Source organism: Microbacterium martis, from assembly GCF_047246685.1.
Lineage (GTDB): Bacteria > Actinomycetota > Actinomycetes > Actinomycetales > Microbacteriaceae > Microbacterium.
Map to the genome: position 1 here is coordinate 412,316 of NZ_JBFOKT010000002.1, position 12,244 is coordinate 424,559.

Annotated in this window: 11 protein-coding genes; 1 reads left to right on the plus strand and 10 read right to left on the minus strand. The window is 69.3% G+C overall.

From position 1 onward, the window contains the following. Positions 1 to 252: 252 nt before the first annotated feature. The 10 genes from AB3M90_RS09915 to AB3M90_RS09960 form a co-directional block, all read right to left on the minus strand. Positions 253 to 1,251 carry an aldo/keto reductase gene (locus AB3M90_RS09915; protein WP_412951791.1) on the minus strand — a complete coding sequence of 333 codons (999 nt, stop codon included), beginning with the start codon at positions 1,249 to 1,251 and terminating at the stop codon, positions 253 to 255. 24 nt (positions 1,252 to 1,275) lie between these two features. Further along, complete coding sequence (locus AB3M90_RS09920) at positions 1,276 to 2,442, minus strand: MalY/PatB family protein (RefSeq protein ID WP_412951792.1); 1,167 nt, start codon at positions 2,440 to 2,442, stop codon at positions 1,276 to 1,278. 55 nt (positions 2,443 to 2,497) lie between these two features. Then, positions 2,498 to 3,319, minus strand: a complete 822-nt coding sequence (locus AB3M90_RS09925; RefSeq protein ID WP_412951793.1) for a sugar nucleotide-binding protein — start codon at positions 3,317 to 3,319, stop codon at positions 2,498 to 2,500. A gap of 105 nt (positions 3,320 to 3,424) precedes the next feature. Further along, positions 3,425 to 5,677, minus strand: coding sequence for a heavy metal translocating P-type ATPase (locus tag AB3M90_RS09930; protein ID WP_412951794.1), 2,253 nt, complete (start codon positions 5,675 to 5,677; stop codon positions 3,425 to 3,427). Continuing rightward, the gene (locus tag AB3M90_RS09935) at positions 5,674 to 5,886 is read right to left on the minus strand and encodes a heavy-metal-associated domain-containing protein (RefSeq protein ID WP_412951795.1); all 213 of its coding nucleotides are present in this window, start codon (positions 5,884 to 5,886) and stop codon (positions 5,674 to 5,676) included. Before AB3M90_RS09935 ends, AB3M90_RS09930 begins: the two co-directional genes overlap by 4 nt. Before the next feature lie 105 nt (positions 5,887 to 5,991). After that, a complete protein-coding gene (locus AB3M90_RS09940) occupies positions 5,992 to 6,477 on the minus strand; it encodes a hypothetical protein (RefSeq protein ID WP_412951796.1) in 486 nt (161 codons plus the stop codon). After that, positions 6,465 to 7,841: an aldehyde dehydrogenase family protein gene (locus AB3M90_RS09945; protein ID WP_412951797.1), complete on the minus strand. Its 1,377-nt coding sequence runs from the start codon at positions 7,839 to 7,841 to the stop codon at positions 6,465 to 6,467. The genes AB3M90_RS09940 and AB3M90_RS09945 overlap by 13 nt, the downstream gene beginning before the upstream one ends. A 32-nt stretch (positions 7,842 to 7,873) precedes the next feature. Beyond that, on the minus strand, positions 7,874 to 8,785 hold the full coding sequence (locus AB3M90_RS09950) for a carbohydrate ABC transporter permease (RefSeq protein ID WP_412951798.1): 912 nt from the start codon (positions 8,783 to 8,785) through the stop codon (positions 7,874 to 7,876). Positions 8,786 to 8,793: 8 nt separating this feature from the next. Then, a complete protein-coding gene (locus tag AB3M90_RS09955) occupies positions 8,794 to 9,678 on the minus strand; it encodes a carbohydrate ABC transporter permease (protein WP_412951799.1) in 885 nt (294 codons plus the stop codon). Positions 9,679 to 9,741: 63 nt separating this feature from the next. Further along, positions 9,742 to 11,016, minus strand: coding sequence for an ABC transporter substrate-binding protein (locus AB3M90_RS09960; protein WP_412951800.1), 1,275 nt, complete (start codon positions 11,014 to 11,016; stop codon positions 9,742 to 9,744). Positions 11,017 to 11,189: 173 nt separating this feature from the next. Between AB3M90_RS09960 and AB3M90_RS09965 the strand changes: the two genes are divergently transcribed. Beyond that, positions 11,190 to 12,227: a Gfo/Idh/MocA family protein gene (locus AB3M90_RS09965; RefSeq protein WP_412951801.1), complete on the plus strand. Its 1,038-nt coding sequence runs from the start codon at positions 11,190 to 11,192 to the stop codon at positions 12,225 to 12,227. Positions 12,228 to 12,244: the final 17 nt, after the last annotated feature.

A 12,244-nucleotide genomic window follows, 5' to 3' on the forward strand; every position in this document is an offset into this window, starting at 1 on the left:
CGCTGAAGGGAGGAACACGCCGGTAGGCACGCCCGGCCCCCGGCGTGTTCCTCCCCCCAGCGCACACCCCGTGGACACGGCACCGGCTCCCGCCGCCGCCCCCCGCTCAAAGGAGGAACACGCCGGTCAAAGCGCGCCGCTACCGGCGTGTTCCTCCTTTGAGCGAGCGCGCGAGCCGCGAGCGCGCGAGCCGCGAGCGCGCGAGCCGCGAGCGCGCGAGCCGCGAGCGGCACGGGCGCCCGCCCGTGCGGGTCAGGGCTTCGCGGCGAGCGGCTCGAGCCGGGCGAGCTCGTCGTCGGTGAACGGGGCGCCCTCGAGCGCCCGCAGCGTGTCTTCGAGCTGCTCCACGCTCGAGGCGCCGATGAGGGCACTCGTCACCCCGGGCTCGCGCAGCACCCATTGGATGGCGAGCTGGGCCAGCGTCTGGCCACGACCGCGGGCGAACTCGTCGAGCGCTCGAGCGCGGTCGAGGTAGGCCTCGGTGATGTTCGATTCGCTCATCCACCGGCCGGTCGCCGCGCGCGAGTCGCTCGGAATACCCCGGAGGTACCTGTCGGTGAGCAGCCCCTGATCGAGCGGCGAGAAGGCGATGGCGCCCGAGCCCAGCTCGCGCAGGGTGTCGAGCAGACCCGACTCCTCGATGCGGCGATCGAACATGTTGTAACGCGGCTGATGGATCGTGAGCGGAACCCCCTCGGCGCGCAGAGCGGCCGCGGCCGCGCGCGTCTCTTCGGGGGTGTAGTAGTTCGAGATGCCGACGTAGAGCGCCTTGCCCTGCCGCACGGCCGCGGCCAGCGCTCCCATCGTCTCTTCGATCGGGGTCTCGGGGTCGGGCCGGTGCGAGTAGTAGACGTCGACGTAGTCGAGTCCGAGACGCTGCAGAGACTGATCCAGCGACGCGACCATCGACTTGCGCGAGCCCCACTCGCCGAACGGGCCGTCCCACATGCGGTAGCCGGCCTTCGTCGAGATGACGAGCTCGTCGCGGTAGGGGCGGAAGTCGAGCTGATGGATGCGCCCGTAGTTGCGCTCCGCGCTTCCGGCGGGCGGGCCGTAGTTGTTCGCGAGGTCGAAGTGGAAGACCCCGAGATCGAACGCGCGACGAAGGATCGCGCGCTGCGACTCGAGGGTGCGGTCCTCGCCGAAGTTGTTCCAGAGGCCCAACGACACCCGCGGCAGGATGAGACCGCTCCGGCCGGATCGGGCCGTCTGGAGGGAGTTGTATCGGGTGGGTTCAGCGGTGTACGTCATCGTCCTTCTTCCTCGGTGTGGATCTCAGCGCCGGGCCAGCGCTTGGGCCATGCGATCGACGGCCTGCTCGATGATCGGTCGTGGCGTCGCGAAGACGAACCGCAGGAACCCGATCCCCGCCGTGCCCGTGGCCGAGCCGTCGGTGAGGGCGACGCCCGCCTTCGCGCGGAAGAACTCGGCGGGCCGGGGGCCGAGATCGAGCGAACGCGCGTCGAGCCAGCCGATGTAGGTGCCCTCCGGCTCGCGGTAGACGATCTCGGGTATGCGCGCCGCCAGCGCCTCACCGAGAAACCGGCGATTGCCGTCGAGATACGCCGTCACCTCGGCCAGCCATCCGCGGTCGTCGCGATAGGCGGCCGTGTTGGCGATGACGCCGAGGTTGCTGGCGCCGTGCGAGGCCATCATGCCGATCGGCTCCCAGGTCGCCCGGTCGGCGTCGTTGCTCAGGATGATCTGCGCCGTCTTCAGACCGGGCAGGTTCCAGGCCTTCGACGCCGACGTCGCCGTGACGGTGTGCGCCGCCGCGGCATCCGATATCGAGGCGTACGGAACGTGCCGGGCCGGCGCGTAGACGAGAGGCGCGTGGATCTCGTCGGAGAACACGCGTCCGCCGTGTCGTTCGACGACCTCGCTCACGGCGACGAGCTCGTCGCGTGAGAAGACCCGACCGACCGGGTTGTACGGGTTGCAGAGGATCAGCAGGTTCGCCCCGGCGCGGAACGCGGCGTCGATGCCGTCGAGGTCGAGGGAGTACCGCCCGTCCGACACGGTCATCGGCACCTGGATGACATCGCGTCCCGCCATCGGCGGCACCGAGAGGAACGGCATGTAGGCCGGCGTCGGCACGATCACGGGCGTGCCCGGTGCGGAGAAGTGCTCCATCGCGAGCTCGAGACCCTGGATGACGTCGGCGATCGGATGCACGTCGGATGCCGGCACGTCCCAGTCGTACACGTCACGCAGCCAGTCGGCCGTCGCGGCCGACATGTCGTCGGCCAGGGCCGTCGGGAGGTATCCGAAGAGACCCTGATCGACCGCCTCGTGCAGCGCCCGGGCGATGCCGGGAGCCACCCCGAAGTCCATCTCGGCCACGAAGGCGCCCATCGCGTCGGGGAACGTCGACCACTTCAGGCCGCCGATCCGACGGAGGTGCTCCACCTCGATGGTGTCGAAGGCTGCGGCGGATGTCATGCGGGCTCCCGGGGGTCGTTGAGGCGTCTCTCCATCATGCTCGGGTTCGCGGACATCACGGGCCGCGGTCGATCATGTCGGCGTAGCCCTCCGCATAGGTCGGGTAGTCGAGCTCGCCCAGAAGCGACAGGAGCAGCGCGCCGTCGTGCACGAGACCGGTCGGCTCCCCGGCCGGATCGTCGGGCGGAAGCTCGACGCCGAGAAGCGCGGCGATGTGCGTCACCACCTCGCCCAGCGGGACCGGCGCCTGATCGACGGCGTGCACGAGCGCCGGCGGGTCGGGCGTCCGCAGCAGCAGGTCGAGCGCGCGCACCAGGTCGACCTCGTGGACGCGATTCGTGCGCCGGCGGTGGTTCACGACCGCGTGCTCGCGCACCTTCCGCTGCAGGAATCCTCGGCCGGGTCCGTAGATCCCGGCCGGTCGCACGATCACCGCGGAGAACAGCTCGATCGCGGCACGTTCGCCGTCGTACAGCTCGCGAGAGCGATCGGATGCCGGTGCGGGCTCGTCGCGCTCGGTGATCGGCGCGCCCGATGCCGAGCCTTCGAAGACGCCGGTCGACGAGACGAACACGGTGCGTTCGGGCACGGCGGGCAGGGCCGCCGCGAGGTGCGCCAGAGCGGCGCGGTAGCCGCCGACGCCCCCGGCCGGCGGCAGCGTGATGAGCATCGCGTCGACCTCCGGCATCCGCTGGTCGAGGGGCGCCGCGAGATCCGCGCGTATGCCGACGACGCCGTCGGGGAGCCCGCCGTCGCCGCGGCGCAGGGCGAACACCTCGCCGCCGTCGGCGAGCAGCCTCGGAGCGAGTCGCGATCCGAGCTTGCCGAAGCCGACGAGCAGAGTGCGGCGCGGGGGCGCGAGGTCGGCAGAGGTCACGGGTTCAATCTCTCACACCGCCGAGACCCCCGGCATTCGTCGAGACCCCGGCGTGCTGACGCCCGCAGGGCGGGGTCTCGGCGACAAGCCGGGGTCTCGGCGGGCTCACCGCCGCACGACGCTGCGGAAGGCCCGCAGCCGCAGGCTGTTCGCGACCACGAACACGCTCGAGAGCGCCATCGCCGCGCCCGCGAGCATGGGGTTCAGCATGCCGAGCGCGGCGACGGGGATCGCCGCGACGTTGTAGGCGAACGCCCAGAACAGGTTGGTCTTGATCGTGCCGAGCGTCTTGCGCGACAGCCGGATCGCGTCGACGGCGCTGCGCAGATCGCCGCGCACGAGGGTGATGTCGGATGCTTCGATCGCGACATCCGCTCCCGTTCCCATCGCGAGTCCGAGATCGGCCTGCGCGAGCGCCGGGGCGTCGTTGACGCCGTCGCCGATCATCGCGACGACCTTGCCCTCGCCCTGCAGGCGGCGGACGACGTCGACCTTGTCGGCCGGGAGAACGTCGGCGATGACCTCGTCGATCCCGACCTCGGCGGCGATCCGCCGCGCGACCGTGTCGTTGTCGCCGGTGAGGAGGACCGGCGTGAGGCCGAGAGCCTCGAGCTGCGCGACCGCTTCCGCGCTGGTCGGCTTGACCTGGTCGGCGACGATGAGGATGCCGCGGGCGCGGCCGTCCCAGCCGACGGCGACGACGGTCTTGCCCTGCCCCTCGGCATCCGTCTTGGCCTTCGCCATCTCGGGGCTCAGATGCTGCGACCACTCCGCCAGCAGCGACTCGCGGCCGACGAGCACGGCGTGCCCGTCGACGACTCCCTGCACGCCCGTGCCCTCGATGTTCGCGAAGTCCTCGGGCGCCGGAAGCGCCCCGGTCTCCTGCGTCGCCGCCGTCGCGATCGCCCGAGCGATCGGATGCTCCGACGCGTCTTCGAGCGCTCCGGCCAGCCGCAGCAGCTCGGCGCGATCGACACCGGGCTCGGCGATCGCGTCGATCAGCGTCATCCGCCCCGAGGTGACCGTGCCGGTCTTGTCGAGCACGACCGTGTCGACGGACCGCGTGGACTCGAGCACCTCCGGACCCTTGAGGAGAATGCCCATCTGCGCGCCGCGACCGGTGCCGACGAGCAACGCGGTCGGAGTCGCGAGACCGAGAGCGCAGGGGCAGGCGATCACGAGCACCGCCACGGCCGCGGTGAATGCGGCGGCGACCGGGAAGCCCGCCCCCAGCCATGCCCCGAGGGTGACGACCGCGATGACGATGACGATCGGCACGAAGACGCCCGAGATCCGGTCGGCGAGACGCTGCACCTCGGCTTTGCCGGTCTGCGCCTCTTCGACGAGGCGGGCCATCTGCGCGAGCTGCGTGTCGGACCCGACGCGCGTCGCGCGAACGATCAGCCGGCCGCCGACGTTCGTGGTCGCTCCGGTGACCGCGTCGCCCTCGGCGACCTCGACGGGAAGGGACTCCCCGGTCAGCATCGAGGCGTCGACCGCCGAGGTGCCCGAGACGACGACGCCGTCGGTCGCGATCTTCTCCCCCGGCCGCACGATGAATCGGTCGCCGACGCGCAGTGCGTCGACGGGGATCGTGCCCTCGACGCCGTCACGCACCACCGACACGTCTTTCGCGCCGAGTTCGAGCAGGGCCCGCAGTGCGGCACCGGCCTGCTTCTTCGACCGCTTCTCGAAGTAGCGGCCGGCGAGGAGGAACATCGTCACGCCCGCGCCCACCTCGAGGTAGATGTTCGCCGCGCCGTCGGACGGCGCGAGCGAGAACTCGAACGGATGCGTCATCCCGGGGGTTCCCGCCGTTCCGAAGAACAGCGCGTACAGCGACCAGAGGAACGCGGCCGAGGTGCCCAGCGAGATGAGCGTGTCCATGGTGGCCGCACCGTGCCGCAGGTTCATCCACGCGGCCCGGTGGAACGGCCACCCCGCCCAGACGATCACGGGTGCGGCGAGCGCGAGCGACGCCCACTGCCAGTACGTGAACTGCAGCGCCGGGATCATGGCCATCGCGATCACCGGGATCGTGAGCACGATCGAGCCGATCAGGCGGTTGCGAAGCGAGCGCAGTTCAGGATCGACATCCTCATCGACGGATGCTGCCGCCTTCGGCGCCGGCAACGACGCGGTGTAGCCCGTCTTCTCGACCTCGGCTATCAGCGCGGCGGGGTCGTACCCCTCGGGCACGGTGACCTTCGCCTTCTCGGTCGCGTAGTTCACGGTCGCCGTGACGCCGTCGAGCTTGTTGAGCTTCTTCTCGATGCGCATGGCGCAGGAGGCGCAGGTCATGCCGCCGATCTCGAGCTCGACGCCCGATCCGGCGGCCTGAGGGGCGGCGGTGCTCATGACGCCCGGACGGCCGAGTAGCCGGCCTCTTCGACGGCGGCGAGGATCTGCGCGTCGTCGATGTCGGCGGCCGCGGTCACCGAGAGCCGACCCGTCTGAGCGCTCACCTCGATGTCTTCGACACCGTCCACCCGGCCGACCTCTTCACGAACCGACATCTCGCAGTGCCCGCAGGTCATGCCCGTCACCTGGTACTCGTTCGTGGTCATGTCGTCTCCTCGATCCTTGATACCCCTCCCGGGTATCCGAGACAACTGTAACCCCAGCCCGGATATTCCCGGAAGCCGTCGTAAGCGACCCGACTCGGCCCGCACTCATCCGGGTGAGACGCTCATCACCGCCAGCATCCCCAGCATCATCAGCAGGCACGACCAGAAGGCCAGCCGCCCCGCGAAGTCCGCTCGTGCGGCGCGGGCGCGCAGCGCCGTCCATCCGACGACCACGCTCAGCGCGAGCAGCATCGTGGCGCACGGTCCGTTCGATCCGCTCACCGCGCCATGGGCGTGCCCGCCGAGTCCGAGTGCGAGATACGGCGCCGCCATCAGCAGCCCCATGGCGAACGGATCGCCGACGGCGCCAGTCGCGAGCACCCGACCCCGGCCCCACCGCGCCGCCACCGCCGCCCACGCGAAGAACGCGAACGTCGCCGCGATGCCCGCCAGCGAAGCATGACCGAGAAGCATCGCCGGCACCATGAGCGCCAGCATTCCCGCCGCCGCCACCACATGAACGCCGACGCCCGTCCGTGAGGGCGAACCTCCGCGAACGGGCGCCGCCGCGACCGCCGTCAGGCCGTCCACACCGTCTTCGCGTTCACGAACTCGCGGATGCCGAACGATCCGAGCTCGCGCCCGTAGCCGGAGTCCTTCACGCCACCGAAAGGCAGCCCGAAGAACGAGGCCGAGTTCCCGTTCGCGAACACGCTGCCGAACTCGAGCTCCCGCTGCAGCCGCGCGATCTCGTCGGCATCCGTCGTCCACACCCCCGCGGCCAGTCCGAAGTCGGAGTCGTTCGCCGCAGCGATCGCCTCGTCGATCGACGCGACCTTGTAGACGCAGGCGACCGGGCCGAAGCACTCCTCACGGAAGATCCGCATCTCGGGCGTCACCCCGGTGAGCACCGTCGCCGGGTAGAACCACCCAGGGCCGTCGGGCAGCTCTCCGCCCGTGTGAACGGTCACGCCCTTCGCGACGGCATCCGCCACCAGCTCGTGCGCGTCAGCCCGCACCTGCGCGGTCGCCATCGGGCCGAAACCGGTGCCCTCCGCACGCGGGTCACCGGCGGTGGTCGCGCTCATGTGTCCCACGAACGCCTCGAGCCACTCGTCGTAGACGTCGGCGTGCACGAAGAAGCGCTTGGCGCAGATGCACGACTGGCCGCTGTTCTGCGTACGCGACGCCGCCCCCATCTGCGCCGAGCGGGCCACGTCGGCCGACGGCAACACGATGAACGCGTCGGTGCCGCCGAGCTCCAGCACGCTCTTCTTGATGTTCCGTCCCGCTGCCGCCGCCACCGCGGCCCCCGCGCCGACCGACCCCGTGAGCGTCACGGCACGGATGCGACGGTCGTCGATGAGGGCCGACGCCGCGGCACCCTCGATCAGCAGCGTCTGGAACGCACCCGTCGGGAACCCGGCCCGCTCGAACAGCTCGCCGAGGTACAGCGCGGTCTGCGGCACGCTCGACGCGTGCTTGAGCAGCCCGGTGTTCCCGGCCATGAGGGCGGGGGCGGCGAAGCGGATGACCTGCCAGAACGGATAGTTCCACGGCATCACCGCGAGCACGGTTCCCAGCGGCTGGAACTCGACGCGCGCCGCCGACGCCCCGACGGATGCCGCCGGCACGGGCTCCTCCGCCGCCAGATACTCCTCGGCGTGGTCGGCGTACCAGCGCATGCCGTTCGCCGACTTCGTCACCTCGTACTTCGCGGTGCCGAGCGTCTTCCCCATCTCGAGCACGGCGAGACCGGCGGCATGCTCGAGATCGGCGTCGAGCAGATCAGCCGCCCGCCGCATCCACTCCGCCCGCTCGGCGAACGTCGACCGGGCCATGAGCGCGTTCGCGGCATCCGCCCGCGCCAGGATCTGCTCGACCTGGTCGGCGGTGTGAGCCGGGAACTCCCGTACCAGCTCGCCGGTGCTCGGATCGATGGTCGCGATGGTCATGGTGACTCCTTCGGATCGGTGCGGGGCGCGGCCTACTTGCCGTAGCCCTTGGTGAGTCCGGCGATGTACTGCCGGGAGAAGACGGCGAACAGGATGACGAGGGGCACGGCGCCGAGCGTCAGCGAGGCGAGCAGCGCGGGATAGTCGTTCTGGAACTGCCCGACGAACTGCTGCACCCCGAGCGTCACGGTCTGGTTCTCCTTGCTCGGCGCGAGGATGAGCGGGAACCAGAGGTCGTTCCACACCGGCAGCATCGTGATCGAGGCCACGGCGGCGATGCCGACGCGCACGATCGGCAGGGTGATGCCGAGCGTGCGCCACTCGCCCGCGCCGTCGATGCGCGCGGCCTCCTTGAGCTCGGTCGGCACGGCGCGGAAGTACGTGGTCATGAGCGCGATCGCGAGCGGGAGCTGCATCGCCGTGTACACGAGGATCAGCGCCGTGAGCGTGTCCATCAGCGCCCACGTCGTCATGATCTTGATCAGCGGCACCGTGCCCAGACGGATCGGGAGCATGATGCCGACCACGAAGAAGCCGGCCAGCACGGGGGTGATCGGCACCTTGTACTCCACGAGCGCCCACGCGGCGAGCGTGCCCAGCACGATGGTGAGCACGATGGTCGCGATCGTGACGATCAGGCTGTTCTGGTAGTTGAGCAGGAAGTTGCCCCGCGTGAAGACGTTGATGTAGCCCTGCAGGTTGAACGTCTCGGCATCCGGCAGCGCGAAGGGCGAGCCGAAGATGCCCTGCGTCGTCTTGAACGAGTTCATCAGGACGATGAGGATCGGCACGATCGAGAAGATCGCCATGACGATGAGCGTCAGGTGCACGCCGCCTCCGGCGAGCACGTCGCGCAGGCGGCGCGGGCGACGACGAGGCGCCGGCACGGGGAGCGTCGGCGCCTGGGGCGAGGATGCCGGAGCGGGTCGGGTGTCGATGGCCATGAGGGCTCCTAGAGCTCGTAGGTCTTCAGTCGGCGCTGCACGGCCCAGAAGTAGACGGCCGTCGTCACGAGGATGAGCAGGAAGATCACCGACGCCACGGTGGCCCCGAGGTCGAGGTCGGCGACCTGTCCGCTCGATCCGAAGAACGAGCGGTAGAAGAACGTGCCGAGGATGTCGGTCGAGTAGTTCGGGCCGGGGGCCGAGCCGTTGAGCGCGTAGACGATGTCGAAGCCGTTGAAGGTCCAGATGTAGGTGAGGATGACGATGAGGCCGAACTGTGGCGCGATGAGGGGGAACTTGATCCGCCAGAACGTCGTCCACGAGTTCGCGCCGTCGATGCGCGACGCCTCGATCACGTCGTCGGGAATCGCCAGCAGAGCCGTGTAGAGGAAGATCATCGGGATGCCGATGTACTGCCAGACCGACATGAGCGAGATGGTCGGAAGCGCGGTGGCCTCGGTGCCGAGGAGGGGGAACTCGACCAGGCCCCAGAGCGGGTTGATGATGAGGCGCCAGATGAAGCCGACGATCACGACCGACAGGGTCGCGGGCACGAACAGCAGCGTGCGGTAGACGCCCACCGAACGGCGGATCCGGCCCGAGGTGAGCAGAGCGGCCATCAGCAGTCCGACCGGCAGTTCGACGAGCAGGTGGATGAGGAAGAACTCGACGTTGTTGCCGAGCGCGTTCCAGAACCGGGCGCTGGTGCTGGGGTTGGTGAACAGGTCGACGTAGTTCGCCAGGCCCACGAAGGAACTCGCCCGGCCGGTGGACTCGAAGAAGCTGAGCACGACCGAGCTGAGCAGCGGGTAGACCGCGAAGGCCACATAGACCACCAGCGCGGGCAGGGCGAACATCGCCAGCAGGCGGTAACGGGCGGGAGTGCGGATCATGTGGAGGCCTTCGCTCGAGGATCGGAGGATGCCGGGGGCGGGTGCGCCGCCCCCGGCTGTGCGTCACGGCGTGGGCGTGTACCAGGAGTCGAGTCCCGCCTGCAGCTCAGCGGTCGCCTCCTCTGGCGAGAGCCCGCTGTTGTACATCAGCTGGGCCACGCGCCAGATCTCGTCGTCGAGCGGCGGCTGACCGGCGCTGAGGCGGTCGAGCGCCAGACGAGAGGTGAGCTCCGCGCCCTCCTTCAGATAGGCGAACTCCTGAGCGAGGGGGTTGTCGTACTGCACCGACTCGGAGCCCATGGAGAAGAAGCCCGGGAGCTTGTTGACGTAGAGCTGCTGGAAGTCGCTCGTGCCCAGCCATTCGAGGAACTCCGTCGCGGCCTCCTTCTGCGTGCTCTCGGCATTGAGGCCGAAGGCCATGTCGGCCATCTCCTGCTGATATCGCTGGTCACCCTCGGCCGCCGGCGGCGCCCCGAAGACGCCGACGTCGAGGCCGGTCGAGGTCACCTGTGTGATCTGCCACGAGCCGTCGGGGAGGATCGCCGCCTTCCCGAGGGTGAAGAGCTGAGTCATGTCCTCATAGGAGATCGACTCGTAGCCGCTCGGCAGGTAGTCCTTGAAGGAGTCGAAGATGCGGAACCCCTCGACGAAGTCGGGGTCGGTGAGCTTCTGGCTGCCGTCGATGAGACCGAGGCGCCCCTCCTCGCCCTTCCAGGCGTTCGGGCCGACCTGGTAGAGCATGTTGTAGGCCAGCTGCCAGCCGTCGGCGCTGCCCAGGGCGAGCGGCGCGTAGGTGCCGTCCTCCTTGATCGCGTCGAGCACGTCGATGAACTCGTCCTGCGTCTTCGGAACCTCGAGGCCGAGCTCGTCGAAGATCGCGGTGTTGTAGTAGAAGCCGGCGAGGACCGAGGCCACCGGCACGCAGTACGGCGTGCCGTCGTCGCCCTCCCAGGCGGCGAGCGCCGACTCGGGGAACGAGCCGATCGCGTCGAGCCCGTCGAGCGCATCGAAGTAGCCCTTGTCGATCCACGAGCGGTTCACGTCGAAGGGCCGGCACATGATGACGTCGGGTCCGGTGCCGCCGTCGATCTGCGACTGGATCGCGGCGTTGTAGTCGTTGGTGTCGATCGGTGCGTACTCGACGGTGATGCCGGGATGGCTCTCCTCGAACGCGGGGATGATGTCGTTCTCCCACATCGTGGCGTCTTCGGTGCGCCAGGTTCCGAGGGTGATCGTGACGGAGTCGTCGTCGTCACCCGACGCGGTCGCACAGCCGGCGAGGCCGAGGACCAGCGTGGTGACAGCGAGGGCGGCGAGCGGTGCAGTGGCGGAGCGCATCTTGACCTTCTCTCTGAAGTGACGCGCGGTCCTCGGACCTGCCACACCATTGCGGCGGCGCGTGGTGCTGGTCAGCATATATAGGTCCTAATGCGGTAGCAAGAGGTATTCGAAAAAGGTAGACAGGATTGAGACAAGTGGTATGTTGTGGACAACAACGTGAGGAGACAACCGTGATTCGTGTCGGCATCCTCGGCTCCGGGTTCATCGCAGACTCGTACGCCGACTCCCTGCTCGACGTGCGCGATGCCGTTCTGGCCGCCAACTTCTCGCGCGATCCGCAGCGCGCGGCCGACTTCGCCGCCCGATGGGACAGCCCGTCGACCTACACCGACATCGCCGACCTGTGCGCCGACCCCGAGATCGACATCGTGGTAGTCGCCCTGCCCAACGAGGTCCACGTGGAGGCGGTGCGGATCGCCGCTGCCGCGGGCAAGGGCATCATCTGCACCAAACCGCTGGCGCGCAGCGGCGCCGAGGCGGCCGAGATCCTGCGCATCGTCGACGACGCCGGCGTCTGGCACGGTTACGCCGAGAGCTCGGTCTTCTCGCCCAACGTGCAGAAGGCGCACGAGATGGCTCAGGCGGGCGGCATCGGCCGGCTGCTCACGATGCGCGCCCGCGAGGCCCACTCCGGTCCGCACGCCCCGCACTTCTGGAACGCCGAGACCGCCGGCGGCGGGGCTCTGCTCGACATGGGCTGCCACACGGTCGAGTCGGCCCGGCACTTCTTCGGCAAGGACAATCCGGTGACCGAGGCCTTCGCCTGGGGATCGACGATGGTCCACTCCGACAAGACAACCGGTGAGGACACCGCGGTCGCCCTGCTCAAGTTCGCTGGCGGCCAGCTGGCCATCATCGAGTCGTCGTGGACGGAGAAGGGCGGGATGCAGCTTCGGCACGAGTTCAGCGGCTCGGACGGGCGCCTGGTGACCGACACGTCGGTCACCCCCGTCTGGGGCTTCATCGGCAACCCCGTCGGATATCTGGTGGAGAAGGCGGATGCCGAGACCGGCTGGGTGCATCCGGTTCCCGAAGAGACCCGTGCCTACGGGTTCTCCCAGCAGATGCGCCACTTCGTCGACCACTACGCGGCGGGGACCCGGCCCTCGGAGACCTTCGAGGACGGCTGGATCGTCAACTGCATCCTCGACGCCTGCTACCGCGCCATGCGCTCGGGAACGTGGGAACCCGTGCGTCTCGAGCGATGACGCTCGCGACCCCACCG